This window comes from Silvania confinis, assembly GCF_025564085.1.
Taxonomy (GTDB): domain Bacteria; phylum Pseudomonadota; class Gammaproteobacteria; order Enterobacterales; family Enterobacteriaceae; genus Enterobacter; species Enterobacter confinis.
In genome coordinates this window covers 95,920-112,052 of record NZ_JAMGZJ010000069.1, presented here as the reverse complement: position 1 = coordinate 112,052, position 16,133 = coordinate 95,920, and the positions used below count along the sequence as shown (strand labels likewise).

Annotated in this window: 19 protein-coding genes; 6 read left to right on the top strand and 13 right to left on the bottom strand. The window is 49.4% G+C overall.

Going from position 1 to position 16,133, the window contains the following annotated elements:
• Positions 1-55: 55 nt before the first annotated feature.
• Positions 56-892 (top strand): alpha/beta fold hydrolase, encoded by an 837-nt coding sequence (locus tag M8013_RS05660; RefSeq protein WP_271266881.1) that lies wholly within the window; start codon positions 56-58, stop codon positions 890-892.
• 208 nt (positions 893-1,100) lie between these two features.
• Here the strand turns inward: M8013_RS05660 and M8013_RS05655 are convergent, their stop codons facing one another.
• Positions 1,101-1,598: a DUF1993 domain-containing protein gene (locus M8013_RS05655; protein ID WP_271266830.1), complete on the bottom strand. Its 498-nt coding sequence runs from the start codon at positions 1,596-1,598 to the stop codon at positions 1,101-1,103.
• A gap of 166 nt (positions 1,599-1,764) precedes the next feature.
• Complete coding sequence (locus M8013_RS05650; RefSeq protein WP_271266829.1) at positions 1,765-2,442, bottom strand: nitroreductase; 678 nt, start codon at positions 2,440-2,442, stop codon at positions 1,765-1,767.
• A gap of 139 nt (positions 2,443-2,581) precedes the next feature.
• Between M8013_RS05650 and M8013_RS05645 the strand changes: the two genes are divergently transcribed.
• Positions 2,582-3,451: a LysR family transcriptional regulator gene (locus M8013_RS05645; RefSeq protein ID WP_271266828.1), complete on the top strand. Its 870-nt coding sequence runs from the start codon at positions 2,582-2,584 to the stop codon at positions 3,449-3,451.
• A gap of 149 nt (positions 3,452-3,600) precedes the next feature.
• On the top strand, positions 3,601-3,993 hold the full coding sequence (locus M8013_RS05640) for a hypothetical protein (protein ID WP_271266827.1): 393 nt from the start codon (positions 3,601-3,603) through the stop codon (positions 3,991-3,993).
• Here M8013_RS05640 and M8013_RS05635 read toward each other — a convergent pair.
• Entirely contained in the window at positions 3,990-4,763 is a 774-nt protein-coding gene (locus M8013_RS05635; RefSeq protein WP_271266880.1) for a GntR family transcriptional regulator, read from the bottom strand. The two genes, M8013_RS05640 and M8013_RS05635, sit on opposite strands and share 4 nt — an antisense overlap.
• Positions 4,764-4,935: 172 nt before the next feature.
• On the opposite strand from M8013_RS05635, the gene M8013_RS05630 reads away from it, so the two are divergent.
• Together M8013_RS05630 and M8013_RS05625 are read left to right on the top strand one after the other, a co-directional pair.
• A complete protein-coding gene (locus M8013_RS05630; RefSeq protein ID WP_271266826.1) occupies positions 4,936-5,865 on the top strand; it encodes a DUF7916 family protein in 930 nt (309 codons plus the stop codon).
• Between the two features lie 139 nt (positions 5,866-6,004).
• Positions 6,005-6,229: a hypothetical protein gene (locus M8013_RS05625; RefSeq protein WP_271266825.1), complete on the top strand. Its 225-nt coding sequence runs from the start codon at positions 6,005-6,007 to the stop codon at positions 6,227-6,229.
• Between the two features lie 172 nt (positions 6,230-6,401).
• Here the strand turns inward: M8013_RS05625 and M8013_RS05620 are convergent, their stop codons facing one another.
• The 10 genes from M8013_RS05620 to M8013_RS05575 all read right to left on the bottom strand — a co-directional run bounded on the left by M8013_RS05620 (position 6,402) and on the right by M8013_RS05575 (position 15,254).
• Complete coding sequence (locus M8013_RS05620; RefSeq protein WP_271266824.1) at positions 6,402-7,832, bottom strand: porin family protein; 1,431 nt, start codon at positions 7,830-7,832, stop codon at positions 6,402-6,404.
• 37 nt (positions 7,833-7,869) lie between these two features.
• Positions 7,870-8,616 carry a Slam-dependent surface lipoprotein gene (locus tag M8013_RS05615; protein WP_271266823.1) on the bottom strand — a complete coding sequence of 249 codons (747 nt, stop codon included), beginning with the start codon at positions 8,614-8,616 and terminating at the stop codon, positions 7,870-7,872.
• A gap of 484 nt (positions 8,617-9,100) precedes the next feature.
• Positions 9,101-9,502 carry a hypothetical protein gene (locus M8013_RS05610; protein WP_271266822.1) on the bottom strand — a complete coding sequence of 134 codons (402 nt, stop codon included), beginning with the start codon at positions 9,500-9,502 and terminating at the stop codon, positions 9,101-9,103.
• A gap of 444 nt (positions 9,503-9,946) precedes the next feature.
• A complete protein-coding gene (locus M8013_RS05605) occupies positions 9,947-10,561 on the bottom strand; it encodes a LysE family translocator (protein WP_271266821.1) in 615 nt (204 codons plus the stop codon).
• A gap of 66 nt (positions 10,562-10,627) precedes the next feature.
• Positions 10,628-11,224 carry an urea carboxylase-associated family protein gene (locus M8013_RS05600; RefSeq protein WP_271266820.1) on the bottom strand — a complete coding sequence of 199 codons (597 nt, stop codon included), beginning with the start codon at positions 11,222-11,224 and terminating at the stop codon, positions 10,628-10,630.
• A gap of 266 nt (positions 11,225-11,490) precedes the next feature.
• Positions 11,491-11,796, bottom strand: coding sequence for an MFS transporter (locus M8013_RS05595; protein ID WP_271266819.1), 306 nt, complete (start codon positions 11,794-11,796; stop codon positions 11,491-11,493).
• Between the two features lie 120 nt (positions 11,797-11,916).
• Entirely contained in the window at positions 11,917-12,132 is a 216-nt protein-coding gene (locus tag M8013_RS05590) for a hypothetical protein (RefSeq protein ID WP_271266818.1), read from the bottom strand.
• 38 nt (positions 12,133-12,170) lie between these two features.
• Positions 12,171-13,022 (bottom strand): hypothetical protein, encoded by an 852-nt coding sequence (locus M8013_RS05585; protein ID WP_271266817.1) that lies wholly within the window; start codon positions 13,020-13,022, stop codon positions 12,171-12,173.
• Positions 13,023-13,147: 125 nt separating this feature from the next.
• Entirely contained in the window at positions 13,148-14,530 is a 1,383-nt protein-coding gene (locus tag M8013_RS05580) for a glycoside hydrolase family 28 protein (protein ID WP_271266816.1), read from the bottom strand.
• A 238-nt stretch (positions 14,531-14,768) separates the two neighbouring features.
• Positions 14,769-15,254, bottom strand: coding sequence for a pyrroline-5-carboxylate reductase family protein (locus M8013_RS05575; protein ID WP_271266815.1), 486 nt, complete (start codon positions 15,252-15,254; stop codon positions 14,769-14,771).
• 220 nt (positions 15,255-15,474) lie between these two features.
• Between M8013_RS05575 and M8013_RS05570 the strand changes: the two genes are divergently transcribed.
• A complete protein-coding gene (locus tag M8013_RS05570; protein ID WP_271266814.1) occupies positions 15,475-16,089 on the top strand; it encodes a TetR/AcrR family transcriptional regulator in 615 nt (204 codons plus the stop codon).
• Positions 16,090-16,133 lie beyond the last annotated feature (44 nt).

The following is a 16,133-nucleotide window of genomic DNA, read 5'->3' as shown; positions in this document are numbered from 1 at the left end:
CTCATCCTTCGCCCAGGGTTTAAAATTTTTATCATCACCTTCAGGAGATATCCCTATGAGTAACGGCATCATTACTACCAAAGACGGCACCCGAATTTTCTACAAAGACTGGGGCCCAAAAAGTGCACAACCTGTCGTCTTTCACCACGGCTGGCCGTTAAGTGCTGATGACTGGGACAATCAGATGCTGTTCTTCTTATCTGAAGGTTTTCGCGTGATCGCCCATGATCGCCGTGGTCACGGACGTTCCGATCAGACCGATACAGGTAACGATATGACGACTTACGCGGCAGACGTGGCCGAACTTGCCAGGGCGCTGGATCTGAAGAACGCCATTCATATTGGCCACTCTACTGGCGGCGGGGAAGTGGCACGTTATGTCGCTCATGCTGAAAAAGGCAGGGTAGCAAAGGCTGTTCTGATGGGTGCTGTACCCCCAATCATGCTTAAAACTCCCGCCAATCCGCAAGGCTTACCATTAGACGTGTTCGACGGTTTTCGTTCCGCACTGGTAGCTAACCGCGCGCAATTTTTTATCGACGTACCAGCAGGGCCATTCTATGGCTTCAACCGCCCTGGCGCGAAAGTCATCCAGGGATTGATAAACAACTGGTGGCGTCAGGGAATGGCTGGCGGTGCTAAAGCGCAGTATGACTGTATTGCCGCATTCTCAGAAACCGACTTTACTGAAGACCTGAAAGCTATCAGCGTGCCGGTATTGGTGATGCATGGCGAAGATGACCAGATAGTGCCCATTGAAGATTCCGCGCATAAAGCAGTCAAATTGTTGAAGCACGGTACCCTGAAAACCTATCCGGGTCTGCCGCATGGAATGTTCGCGACCGATCCTGAAAAAATTAACCCTGATTTGCTGGCTTTCGCCAGAAGTTAACTATCAGGCCCGGGAGGGTGAGTGGAATTGCCTTATATTATAAAAAGGTAATTAACCCCTCCCGGTCATAAGAAATTCGACAGTACAGTTCATTACCCTGCATTGTGGCCGATAACGTAGTGAAGATCGCTGAGTCAACTGAAGTCTACGGTTGTCAGGGCAACAAAAAAGACCTTTATTTGCGAAAAATGGTGCGTGAGGTCGTTAATTATTTCATGAAGGGGAGGTGTCCAATATAATCCATTTTCCCGATCTTAACGCCTTTATGACGGAGGACCGCGTATGCTGTCACCATATGGAAGTAAAAATTCGGGACTGCGTGCTGATAAAAGTAATCCTTTCCAATAAAGGCCCCGGCCCAGCCTGTGGGTGCAACAATTCTTTCTTCCCAGCCGTTGAAGTCGCTTTCTTTCATCGATGTGATATAGGCGATAGTCTTTTCGATACGTGCTTTAAGTTCCGGGATCGTTTTCTCAGTGTCTTCAAAAAATGGGGCTTGATTACCACTTAAGACAGAGGTGGCAAGTGTTGCGGTACCACATGCCATTTGTACCTGGCAGGTAAGCGGGAGCATATCGGGTGAAAGACGGGAATTCAGAATAACTGCTGATTCACATTTATTTGCCTCTGCGTGACCTTGCGCTTTATCAAGCAGGCGAGAAAGAGTGTGGAGCATTTTTGTGAACTGTGTAATCTGTGCGTACATTATAAGGATCCTTCTGGTGGTGTAGTGGTTGTCATCATAAAAGTGGTGAAAACCGTATTATTTTGGTAATAAAATCTCCTCCTGCGATCGTGACGTTGCTGAAATAAGGGCGTTCTAAAGGGTGTCAAGCGGATACGTAGGTTTTCCATTTTTAAAAGTGCTCTCGTTACTGATGAAATATGACACTTTCACCAACTGACACTTTATTAATCCTGTATTGATTGGCAGGGTGAGCCATATCCGGGTAACCCAGAGAGATACCAAATAATAATTTTAATGACGGATCTACTCCGAGTTCTTTTCGGATGGTTTCGCCGTAAAAGCCCAGCATGGTCTGCGGAACGCCACCCAATCCGTGAGCGGTCAGAGACAGCAGAAGCGTCTGAGCGTACATGCCTATATCACCTGCCACACGAACGTTATCGCCCACTTCCGGCATAAAAAGCAGCGCAACATGGGGCGCACCAAAGAATTCCAGGTTACGACGTGAAGCATCACGACGCAGATCGTAGTCATCGCGTTTAACGCCGATAGCCTGATAATAAGCCGCTCCCTGCTCTTTATAACGTTTGCGGTAGACACCAGAGAAATCATCGATGCCAAAACTGAAGTCTGGCGTTAACTGCCCTGCGTCATCCGCAGCGAGAATGGCCTTGCTTAGTGCATCCCTTTTTGAACCTGAGACAATATGTGTTTGCCAGGGCTGAGTATTACAGTTTGAAGGTGAGTGCTGCGCATCCTCCAGTACGGAACGGAGAATGTCTTCCGGAACCGGATGAGGAAGAAAATTACGCATTGAATGGCGTTCACGCACGACATCACGAAAAAGCATTGATTCAGACATTTTGTGCTTCCTTTTAGAATTTCTATATCAGACCGGAAGCTGACTCTGCTGCCGAATGACCGAGAAGAAATCTTACTCTTTGCAAAATGGAATGGAATCGCCAAAAATAGGAATTTGATTCTCAATAATGGAAAGCACAATGGATTTTAATGCAGCGAAACTGTTTATCTCGGTGGTGAATGCCGGAAGCTTTTCTGCGGCAAGTGACAGGACTGGGGTCCCGATTGCCACGTTAAGCCGGAAAGTGAATGAACTCGAGCAGGGGTTGAATGTACTGCTGCTCGAGCGTTCGCGGCAGGGGGTTAAACCTACCGATAAAGGGCAACAGTTCTTTGAGCAGGCTCGTCTGGGTATTGAGTTACTGGACGATGCGCAAAAGTCCGTCACCTCGGCACACAGGCTACAGGGAAAATTACGCCTGTCCATTCCGCCTAATTTCTCACTGTGGTGGGATCTATTGATCGCGTTTCAACAACGGTATCCTGATATAACCGTATTTTGTCATTCCAGTGAAAGGGTCGTGGATTTGTTCGCGGATGGCGTCGATGTGGCGCTCAGATTAGGTGACCTGAATACGGATGACGTAATTGCCAAACCCCTTATGACTCTGGAAACATTATTTGTCGCCAGCCCTGAATTAATAGCGTGTCGCGGTACACCTGAGACACTGGAAGAAATGGCCCGACTCCCGGTTGCGGCCTGGGAAAGTTTGAATCAGGGGCTTTTTGAATGGCAATCGGGAAGCGAAAAAGTTAAATATAAACCTGTCTTTTCCTCTAATAATTTACAGGGACTTATCCATTATGCCCTGAGCGGCAAGGCGGTTGTCGAGTTGCTGGATTTTTCGGCCAAACCCTGGCTTGAAAGCGGAGAGCTGGTACAGCTTTTACCTCATCAGCCCCAGAAAAAAGTCACACTACACCAGGTCTATGCACGCCATAAATATCCTTCGGCATTAGTGCGGGCATATCTGGAGTTTTGTACAGAATGGGTGGGGAGGCTAAGTTAGAATGACAATATCAATGTCTGCTGTTCACTGTGAGTTCAACGGGTCGATGCAACTACTATTATCTGCAGGGGGCTAAAGCGCTGCATTGTGTTAAATTCAGATGCGTATCTTTTTTCTTATCAGGAAGTGAGCCTACAGGAGTAATCAGTATGACAATATTCAAAAAATTAGCCGTCGGTGTATTCTGTATTATTTTTTCAAAAATGGTGATGAGTGCCGAAATTGGGCTCAACTACGAATCCGCCGGCCAAAAATTCATCCTGAAAAAAGAGTGTATAGCAGGGATGAGAATTACGCACATCGAACCTCAGGATATCTTTTCCCTCAATTTAAGACTAAAAGACAGCAGTGACTGCGCTCAACAGCTAAATGCCATTATCAAAACAAACATTAACGGACGCTTAAAGATTTATTTTAACGCCAAACTTTTGATGGACAGTTTTCTCACCGGATCCCTTAAGACTGAATTGGGTTACAAGATGCCACTGGAAAATGAACAAACAGGCAAAGACATCCTTTCTTTCTACAAGATCAGCAATTAATTGCCGTCACTGCTGTCTTCACCGCGCGACTTGCGGTGCAGTTCAATCGTAAAGTCGTAATATTCGTTCACACACCATGTGCGGGTATGTTCGACGGGGCGATCGTCATGAGAAAAGCCGGTGCGGGTGACAAGTAGCACGGGCTCATTCCTGCCAATGCTGAGATGACGGGCAAGCGCTTCATCCGCTATCGCCGCGCTGAAATGCTGTACTGCACGCGTGACGGGAGCGCCTTTTTTCTCCAGACAGAGGTAAAGCGACTCGCCAATATCCTCAATCGGTCCCAGGAGCTCAGCAGGGACAATAGCCGTCTGAAGGGAAACGGCAATACCGTTAATTTTTCGCAGGCGGCTCAGCTCGACCACCTCTGCTCGCGGGCTAGTGAGTTGAAAAAGAGTTTGTTCATCCCGCGTGGGCTGACGACGTTCAAATGCAATCAACAGGCTGTTGGCTTTGCCTCCGGTGGCCTCCGCCATTTCGCTGAAACTTTCCAGGAACGGGAGCGACTGGCGCACGTGAGGGGCAACAAACGTGCCTGAACCCTGGTTACGAACCAGAATTCCCTCTTCCAGAAGATGCTGCAGGGCTTTCCTGACGGTGCCCCGCGCAATCCGGAGCTGTTCAACCAACACCCGCTCTGAAGGAATGATGTCGCCGGGCTGCAGTCGGCCGTCCTTGATGGCCGTCTTGATCGCGGCGGTCAGCTGCAGGTAAATCGGCATCGCGCGGGTATCGTCGATCGTTATTTCAAACGGTAGCTCTGCCTTCATATTCCCCCTGAGGCGCACGAGTGTTGTTAATTCTTCTGGCATGACATTCCCTTAAATAAAGCAACGATTGCAAAAACGTATCTCTTCCATAGTAACCATTGCCAGACAGGGTAAACAAGTGGTACATAAGTGGTACACTACAGGCAACAGTAACAAACCGTAAGGACTGAACATGACGCATAAGCGACTTCTCGACTGCTGCAACTCTGATTTTCAGGCGATGGACAGAGCGGCTCTTCTTTACGCGATTCGTGCAAGCGAAGGGCGGGTGATGGTGAGTGAATCTATCGCGGTTACCCAGCCGTTACTGAACAGTGTCACCAACGCAGAACTGGCCGCCTCTCAGGGAGCGGACATCATTCTGGTCAACATGTTCGACAGCGAGAATCCCCGTATTATGGGTATGCCAGCGGGCACGCCACCCGAACAGATGCTGCATGAACTTCAGCGCCTGACCGGCAGGATCATCGGCGTGAACCTTGAAGCCGTTGACCCCAGGTTTTCGACTGAACATGATGATCTCTGGAAGATGAATCCCGGCCGGGCAGCCACACCTGAAAATGCCCACCGCCTGATCGGCATGGGGGCGAAAATAATCGTCCTGACAGGAAATCCTAACAACGGCGTCAGTAACCAGGCGTTAGGTGACGCGGTTAAATCCATCAGGGCGGCAGTGGGGGAGAAGGTGGTCATTGTCAGCGGTAAGATGCACGGCGCCGGTGTCGTCAGCGAAAGCGGCAGCAGCATTATCAGCGAAGATGACGTGGAATGGTTTGCAAAGCAGGGCGCTGATATTGTCCTGCTTCCCGCGCCTGGCACTGTGCCCGGAATGAGTCTGGAGCGTGTATCCCGTCTGGTGGATACCGCACACCGTCATGGCGCACTGGCAATGACAGCAATTGGCACCTCTCAGGAGGGCGCGGATATCAGTACCATCCGTCAGATAGCGCTCTGGAGTAAAATGGCGGGGGCTGATTTGCATCATATCGGGGATACCGGCTATATGGGCGTGGCGCTGCCTGAAAATATCCTGGCGTACAGTATTGCGATACGTGGCGTCAGGCATACCTATAACCGTATTGCCCGCTCCGTTCATCGCTGAAGAGAGCAGGGAAGGATCCGTGATAAGCTCAAAAGCCAATCAGGACGAAAATCAATCTTACCCCTACATTTAGTGGTGGATACGTGACGATTGTTCATCTATTCTGCCTGCATCAGCGAGCAGGCCGGAGTCATTCTTTGTGGATAATCCCATTCTTCAGAAAACCATCATTATCTTTATTCTGGTCCTGTGGGTAATAGATGAAGTCAGGACAAAGAAAAGAAAACGTTCTGACCCCGCTATTGAAGACGCAGATGCCAGAGAGCGCCATGAATGGCGCTATCTCAGATGGGGGTTCCGGGCAATACAAGTGACAGCGACAGTGTATATCGTTGTTCAGCTGATTCAGTTTTTACTGAGATAAATGCCTCGTGGCGGTACGACGGGAGAGGGACGTCCTGAACGCCGATCAAAAAGTGAGTAGCCACATTTATCTTTATCAACGTATGAAATAACAAAACACGCCGGAGCGTGCTTTTCAGGTTAATTTCACTCTTTTATCTCAGACGTTTTATGCATACTCAGGAAAACGTCTGTTAAAAATTCTTATCCAGAGAAAGCGTGACATATCTCTGTCGATAGTCATAGAAATCGATATTGCTGTCGACCCGCTTATAGGTGAAATTCAGTTTCGGCATCACCCCAAAGAAATAGAGGTCCCGATGCCAGAGCGAGAGGTTATAGACCTGTTCGTTGTCTTTCCGTCGGGTCGAGAAGATATCACTGTCGGCCTGGTAATTGCGTCTGGCAATGGCCGTGGTGGCGGCAAAAGAGAGTTGCCACGGCATATCAACCTGCACCCCACTGCGCAAACCTACCCGATGGTTCGATTCACTGCGAGTGACGGTCTGCTGATCGAGCAGATCGACGCCGGCAAATCCTGACACCCGGTTACTGAAGGCATGGGACAGGGTGGTGGAAGAGTAACGATTTTGTCCGCGTAAGAATCGATAATCTTTATCATCATAATCCAGTTTCTGATATTCCAGCGCCTGACTCACCTGCCAGGTGGGCGTCAGTAAATAACTGTATTCGGCGCGGACGCCAGGGCCAGAAGAATACGCCTCGGTGCCGTACCATCTTTTTTCATAAAAAGGCAACAGGGCAAATTGTTGCCGGAAATTACGCCATTGATATCCAGCGTACGCACGGGTGGTAATGTCATCAAAATCATGATTATTCCAGTAACTCTTACCGTTTACCGTACCCAGAAATCGCAAGCCATGCTGATCGTAGAGTTGAACATCTTTTTGTAATGCGCCATTGAACGAGAAGCCCTCTCCGCGCTGAGGGAAACTATCCTTATTACGAATAAACAGACGATCGCCAACCCGAATGGTTTTACCCGATGAAGCATTATTCACATTGCTGTCATTCAGATAACTCACGCTGAATGATCCCGTTAATGCGCTGCCTTTCTGAATGCGCTCAAGATATTGTGCAATGACCTGCTGAATATTCTCAGGCGGATTGCTTTGTAATACACGACGAAATTGATAATCAGCCGCGTCAAACTGACGATTCTCAAACATGGCACGCGCTAAATCCAGACGCACCGCAGTAAAGTCAGGATGACTGCTCAGAATGGCACGATAGTGTTCTATCGCCTCTGCGTAATGCCCCTGACTGCGCGCCAGACCGGCTTTTGCAAAGTGAATCAGGGTCGAATCGGGATTGGGTGAGGCCGCATAGACAGGTAAAATGGCACGTACCATCGGCCACTTTTCTTCACGAATGGCCTGATCGAGTAGCGCCATCGCCAGCTCTGGCTGTTCAGCCAGTTGAGCATTGGTAACATGCAGCGTCTTTTCGCCAGGCTCTGTGCGTTTGTCCGGCGTGGCCAGTCGTTCAAAGTGGGGAGCAGCAGGAATCGAGTCGGTTTCCGGCGGCGCGGCAAACGCAACGCCGAGCGGGCACAGCAAACTCAGTGCGCCAGTACGCAAAATATTCATAGAAAGGCTTACCATCTGAAGGTCCGGTCAGCCAGGCTGACCGGGAAACGATTTATTGACGTGTCGCGCCAAAGGAAGCGTTTTTAGTCGTGTCTGCAAACTGCGCCAGACCGCCTAACTCTTCAGCAGTGGGACCATTGAAATGTCCGCTGATCGTCCCCGCCTGCCCGCCGGATTGTGCATTACCGGTGAAACCACCGTTGGCAATGTTGCCCTGCATCGCAACTTCGCTACCAAAGGTTTCATTTCCGGCAATGGTGCCGTTGACGGTTTTGGCAGCGAAATCAATGTCAAAGCGAGCATCACTCAGGGTGCCTTCACGCATACCGTAACCCACATAGGTCGCCGTTCCCTGGGTTGGCACGTTAGCCGCGAGCGTGGCATCCCCGGTGTAGAAGACGTCATGCTGACCTTTTTCAAAGTCTGTCCAGGTACCGAACGTGGTGTAACTCATACGGCCACAGCACCATGACGTTGAGGAAACCGGGGTACGGTCGTCACGGGTGAGCCGCTGGGTTTGTACCAGGCCTGCAGAGATCCCGGTGCCGCGCATAACATATTCGCGGCCCTCAGGGGTGGTGTAGGTCCAACCAGAAATAGTACCGCCGGTGGTCAGGCTGACCGGTGCCGTGGCAGGGGCAGGTGCTTCCGGTGTGGTATCGGTATTGCCGTTATCCGTTTGCACAGGCGCAGTGGTTACCGGGGGCGTGCTGTTGTCGCCGCCGCCACCGCCACCGCCACCGCCACATGCAGTCAGTACAAAAGCGGTCAGTAATAAACCAGGTTTCAAGATCCCCATACGCTAAACGTCCTTGGTTGTGAATAAATTCGTAAGATTTGTAACATAATTTTTGCGAATAAATTTACGCCGAAACATTTAGCATTTCTAATGAATAGCTCTTATTTCCGTTAATTATAAGATTAATCTTAACAATTACTTACGTAACGTTGAATCCGTGGATCTGTTAAGTGGTGTTAATTTAACTTAAGGCGATTAATTAGCGCTTTTTTACGTGATTTCTATTATGTGCCCTTATTCATCCTCTCATTGCTTATTACAAATAAGGAGACCATCGTCGGACTGCTGACACAGTTTGGCTGGCTTGCCGGTGATATCGTTGATCACTAAAGTAAGGTCAGTTTCTCGCTGTGAGTTCAGCCGCTTCTGGCCACTGTGTGCCAGAAGCGGACCTTTCTTACATCAGGGGGTGCTAATCAATGGGGAACAGGTCATCATAAAAGCATTTAGGGGTTTAAATTCCGAAAGTGCCTCTCATGATTTTTTACTTAATCAATTTAATTGTGATGCCGGAGTTAGGGCCAGGAGGAACGCCTAATGCCGTATCTACACCTGGGTTATTACGCAAATCCTCAAGAATTTCTTCAGGTCGGAACTTTTTCCCGATTATAGCTTGAGATTCAGGGCGAGGGTTTTCTGAGTATCTTGCTCGGTAAGCTTCAACAAATTTAATACCTTCAGCTTTTGCTCGCGAACTCAAGCCTCGGGCATATAAACGATTGAATTCTCCTTCAGCTAAAGTTTGAGCAGCAGTGTGAGGAACTTTAGCCTGAGTCATCTCAGTGCTATTAGGCTTTCTTCGAGGATAATGGGTAGCTAGTAAACCTCTATTTAGGATTTCTTGCTCAAGCCATGCATCATCATGTTGAGATGCTTCTTCTAACAAAGATGGCCACGCAGTCTTACCTTGAACAGTAAGAAAGTTGCTCAAATAAAAACTATTGTTTTTTTATCAAATTCAATTTCTTTAAGCATGAAACTTTTGGTCGAATCATCTAAATCAATATAATTTAAAGGCATAAAGACCTCAACTATTTGTAGAAAACAAAAGAAAAGTCCAATAGCAATATTTAATTACAAACCATCTTAAGCAATCATATCGTTTGATGCAAAAGGAAAATTTACAATTTGCAAAAAGTTTTTATATTATTCCCTGAAGTCTGCAGCAGTACGGTAATACACTAATCTGCTCCCTATTGATTAAGGTATTAGTGTGTAAGCAATTGTTTTTTATCAGTTATAATAACAGGTGCGAACTTCCGCTTCTCGCTCACAGCACCCTACAAGACTTAAAAATCTGCCAAACGATGGTCAGCAGATTTTCAGGCTATTAGTTACGCGCAGCAATAGCGGCAGCGGCACCGCCCATAGCAACAGCGCCTATGCGATTAGCCAATCTCACCGCTTTAGGCGTGCGCAACAGGGCGCGTGCTCTGTGGGCGAGGAAAGTCCAGGTAAGGTCGATGGCAGCTAATGTCACCAGTGTGATGCTGGCAAGGATGGCCCATTCACTTACACCCGCTTTTGACAAATCGATAAACGACGGAAGAAGGGCAAGGTAGAACACCATGATTTTGGGGTTACCCAATGTTAATGCCATCCCCGCGCTAAACATTGACCAGCAAGAAGCCCGTTGCGGCAGTTCCTCGGTTGTTTCATTCACCGGCTTACGCCACATTTTATAGGCAAGCCAGCAAAGATAAGCGATGCTGACCCACTTCAAAATATGAAAGCCTGTCTGGAATGTTTGCGCGAGGGTCGTCAGGCCGGCCATAGCCATAGAGAGCCAGATAACTTCGCCTATCCACATTGCCGCAATGAACGGTATGACATTGCGCCAGCCATTGGTAATCACCCTGGAAACAAGGGCAGCGATACTGGGACCTGGCACGCCGGCATTCAGAAAAAGCGCCCCGGCAAACAGAAAATAAGGAATTAAATCCATACATAACCTCAAATAAAACTGACTGAAATGGCGCGATGCACTATGCGTGCCTTAACGGTCAAAACCTCAGCCGACAATAATCTGGATACCCGTACAATGGCCCCCATTGGTCGGATGGAAATCCACCGAACAGGCTGTCACCACGACATAGAGTTCCGTTTCAGCCAGCAACACCACATTCCCGCCGGGAGGATTGTCCGAAGCCAGTACCTCAAGCTTACCGTCGGCTTGCGGTTCTGAACGCTGGAAAAAATTAACCGGGTCCGGGACGATGGGCAGTGTGATATCCGCCTTTTGCAGTGCTGCCAGCATGTTGTCGCGACAGTTGGGATGATCGAGCAGGCCAGCCCGTTCGTACAGACCCGGGTTACAGGCCGGGAACAGCATGTCATGCGGACTGGGTGAATTATCCTGTACTAAGGTGAGTAATGGCCTGGCATTTTCACTGTAAAAAGACTCTCCTGGCGCGGGAAATAATCGCTCGGTTATGTCCCTTGTCTGTGAAGTACTGAGCCAGTCGTTTTCTCCCGCATTGATAGCAATGGCCCACATGTCGGCAACCTGCTGACCTTCAGGATCAATGACCCGGAACGTTTGCCCTTTAGCAATCCAAAAACCCCGGCCTTCCTGCGGAGGAATATCAATCGTCACCTGCTCACTCATTTCCTAAAATCCATTCTGGTTATAAGTGCGAAAGATTAACAAAGCTGATGTGATATGCCTATTGTATGAATCAGGGAGATAAAAAACCCTTTTACTCCAGCGCTTCATTTATGTTTTTGCCTCCGCTGGCTCCTGGCGTCAGTTTTCGCCTTAAAAAAAAGAAGGGTGGGATTCTGACCTGAACAGCCCAAAGAATCCGAGCGCGCCGAAAGCGGCAATCGCACCGAGAACCGGACGCCATGAGACCACGCCACCCAGCCAGGTACTCAGCGGCAGCCACAAACAGGCCATGCCCCAGACCCGCAATAAAGCGGGCCAACAGCTGAGGCAAACGCGGCCGAGAGACTACCGACGGCCGTTGTCAGCATCACCTTTTTCCGACTCCAGCTTGCGGTCAGCGCAGAGAGTATCGGTGCCGAGAACGTTGCACCCAGCGCATAGGTCGTCACCGCTGCCCCGGTCTGTTCCACGCCCACGCCTAATCCCTGAGCCATCACGTCGGTCAGCCCAATAGGGACAAATTCCGCGAGCCCAAGCGCACTGATAGCGAAAACATAAATAACAAATGGCATGACTGCCTCCTGATGTAACTAAGGAGTGCAGTCTGATGGAGGGTGATAGATAAATAAAATAATGTAAATTAGATCGGGTATAAAAAATAATAATACGTAGCGACCGCCTGCTGAAAGGCGTTACAACGCAATAAACCCACTCATCCCCTGAGCCAGAAAGACCACGCTCTGCTGTTCAACTTCTCCCTTAGCGTCACTTTTTGTGGTCAGGTCATCGGAAGCCGAAGCCTGCTGATTAACCACCGGGGCTGTTGTGTTTTCCGAGGAGTGGGAATTTGCCTGTGCGCTGACAGAAAATAATAACGCAGCGACGATAACGATCGGTTTAGAAAGCATGGTGGTTTCCTTTCAGAGAGGTGAGTCGGGCGGCGAGCTTAAATAAACTTTAGCAGAAATCGGACGGGCTTAATGTGCAGGATCTTTTGCCAGATGGCATGGAGATCGACAATTCCGGCCATCGCCAGCAGCACCAGGATGATAAGCAGGGTGGCGACGGTAATGACCAGCATAAAGCGGACAATATTTTTGTGCATCTTCTGCTGCTGGATGACCCGGCGCTCCTCTTTTTCATGCTCGACGAGGGTGGTGATCGCCTGACCCTGAACATAATAGCTGCCCTGACGCTCGGTTAAATCACCGGTGATTGCCAGGGATTCCAGCAGGAGGGTTATTTTGCGTCTGAAAGATTCATTTTTAATGTGTTTGTACCACAGCGTTCCGTGCAGGAGGGTGATGACCTCGTCCAGACTAAATCCTGACGATGTGCGTGACGGACGTTGATTAACGTAATGCGCGACCAGCAGGCGCAGTAGGTTAAACCGATCCCGACTGAGGGTCTCTTTATCCGATTTTAAGCTCGACACCAGCCAGCCTTTACTCCGCGCGATGGCCGTTTTTAAGGTAATAAGTTTGAGGGAGCGATCAAGGGCAAAAAGAATGATGTTTGTATAACGCAGGGAATAGTTCTTTTTATAGTGAACGATCTCGGATGCCATGTCAGTCAGATCGTCGAGGGGTTTATTGACCTCGTTGTTCTGCAGCAAAACAGACAACAGCAGGGTGTTTTGATCGCGCTCTATCGCCTTAAACTGGTAGCGCGTATTGGTCGTGTCCTGAAAAAACACCGAATAATAGTCGTGCGGGGTGTTTTTCTCTGCGCCATTGCGTTGTAACCAGGGTAAATACTTTCGCCATAAATAGATCTGTATCCGGTCAATCAAGCCCATGAGTCAGTTCCCAGCAATAAACCAAACCGTGTAGATGTAGTGTAGTTGGCTATCGCGTCGACCTGAGTGCTTTTGCCGCAGCAGACAGACTGCGCGCGTGTTGCGCGCGCAGCTGTTGTTAACCCTTACTCGTGGACGATGGCTCCGGCATCCTTCTTAATTGCCGGGCCTTCTTTCACGGTCAGGGCCAGACCTTTGGTCTCCAGCTCGGCGTTGCGAATACGCAGACCCTGGGTGGCCTCAATATTGACGTTGGTAAAATGGAAACCGCTGAGCGGGGCTTCCGGGGTGCCGATGATATAGGCGGCCGCTTTGCTGTCGCCGGTGGAGGTTAAATTCTCCACGGTGATGTTACTGAAGTGCGGCGTTTTGTATTTGTCGAACGGCTGTTTTGGATCGCTGTCCGGCGGATAGATCTGCTCGCCGAGCGTAAACCCACCCGCCTTCAGCAGCTGATCGACTTCTGCCTCGACAATTGGCGCGGCTTTGTAATAGGCCGAGAACACCAGCGGCACTTCGACGTTGTGCATTTTGGTGTTGCGGTACACGATGTTTTTCACCTCGCCGCCTTTACCGCGCGGGCTTTTGATGCGAATACCGTACATCGATCCTTCAAAGGTGTTGTTTTCCACCAGCACGTTATTGACCCCGCCCGCACTTTCGCTGCCGATCGAGATCCCGCGCCCCTGTTTCAGGGTGTTATTGGCAATATAGATGTTATCCACGACGCCATTCGGGAAGCGTGGGTCGGCTTTTTCCGCTTTGATGGCGATATGATCGTCGTTGCAATCGATGTAGTTATTGGTGATGCGAATGTTCTGGCTGTCGATAGGATCGATGGCATCGGTATTCGGTGCATGCCATGGCGAGAGAATGCGCGTGCCGTTGATATCCACATCGCGCGCATAGCGGGTCACCACGTGGAAGCTCGGTGAGTGGGTGAGGGTGACACCGTCGATCAGCACGTTGTGCGAGCGGGTGATGTAGATCAGTCGTGGCCGATCGGTACCGCCTTTCTTGCCGGTGGCGCGGATGTTTTCCCGCCAGCGTTCCCACCACACCGCGCCCTGACCGTCGATAGTGCCTTCGCCGACAATCGCCACGTTTTGCGCATCGGCAACGCTGATAAACGGCAGCCAGCCGTTTTCGGCTTCGGCATATTTGGTTTTTTCATCAGCGCGATAGGCGGCGATTTCGGTAGAGGCCACCAGCGTGGCGTCTTTCTCCAGCTTGAGCTGAATATTGTTTTTCAGAAACAGCGGGTTCGTTAAAAAGTTGCCTTTGGGTACCAGGACAGTACCGCCTCCCGCGGCCGCGCAGTCATCAATCGCCTTTTGAATGGCCTCGGTATTGAGCGCAATTTGCAGCCGATGGCCTTCTGCGCCGTACTTTGTCACATCACAGACTTTATCGGGGAAGGTCACGGAACTCGCCGCCTGTGCGGAATGTAGCGGCATAATACCGACAACAGCAGCAGCGGCCCACAGAGGAAGTGTGCGGGAGATCATAAGGTTATCCTTTTATGGTTTATCGTTTCGTAAAAATAGCACCGCTGTTTCTTTTTTGTGAGTGTGGGGATCACGCTTTGCTGCATGTCGTTATTTTGCCTGAAAATTGCGCGGGATTTTTGGGCGGATGTCCGATCGATTGCGATCTGGCCTGATTTTGGTCGGGGCGGTAAACACATTGCTAAAGCCAGCGTTTCAACTGATATACCCGTTATTCACAACAATCAGAAAAACGCATCTATGAGACATTTTTTTCAACCAGATTGAAATCAGACTCTCTCATTTGCATGCTGACCTTACTGAATACAGAGAACAGTTGCTGTATTTCGTCATCTGAATCCGTCATAAACGCCAATGGCTTATTTGAGTCATGAATATTGACCAGTAAGGCTCTGACAACCTTAGCGTGATTAAATATTTGCTGAAGTTCTCTTAACTGAACACCGGGAATAAGAGAGATTAACGTTTGCCCTGAACCTAATACGCTACCGAGCGATATCTCATGCAGGCCTTTGCGATCGGTGACAACAAAAATAATATCTGCTTCGTCAACGACGGCCTGATGGCTATCCAGGGTCCAGCAGGGATACTGCGTTGCCATTCTCTGTGCTGATTCGCTTGAGCCCGGTGATAAAAATATTTGTGCGTCGGGAACCGCCTTAAACAGCGATCTGATAAGCGACTCTGTGTGTGCATCAGCACCAATGAAACCGATCCTTCCCATGAGTATTCCTTACATAAAGGCTGAGGGTTCATCGCTGCTGCCGTAGCGGTTATAATTCGGCATTGCGTTACGTATCTGACCCGTCAGGGCATAGGGGCTAACGGCGAGCGTAGTCATGCGTAAGGTGTCCATTTCGCGATGTTAAAACACTAAAGATTGTGACTAAATTACCAAATGGTTACTCGTTGTCAATCCGAACCCATCACGCTAAGCTGAAAGAATGACTAAAAATATGAATGCACCATCAACACGTGGTCCACTGGATCACTCTGTCCGAGAGCAGATTGTCGACGCGGCCACCGAGCATTTCGGCCATTACGGTTATGAAAAAACCACTGTGTCTGAACTTGCAAAATCTATCGGTTTTTCAAAGTCATATATCTATAAATTCTTTGATTCCAAGCAGGCTATTGGCGAAGTTATCTGCGCTAACCGCCTGGAGATGATCATGGAGGTCGTCAATTCAGCCGTCTCCGACGCCCCGTCAGCAAGCGAAAAAATGCGCCGTCTCTTCAGATCACTTACCGAAGCGGGCAGTGAGCTTTTTTTCCACGATCGTAAGCTGTATGACATCGCCGCCGTTGCGGCCCGCGATAAATGGCCATCAACAGAAAAGCATGAAGAACGCCTGCATAACCTGATTGAAAGCATCATTACAGAAGGCAGGACGGCGGGAGAATTTGAACGGAAAACACCGCTGGACGAGGCTACGCAAGCGATCTACCTGGTGATGCGTCCCTATGTAAGTCCGGTACAGCTGCAATACAACCTCGAAGCCGCACCCACCGCGGCCGCACTCCTTTCATCACTGATCCTGAGAAGCCTGTCACCCTGATTAGTGACCATTGACTTTATTGGTCACTAGTCTGAGAATGCGGA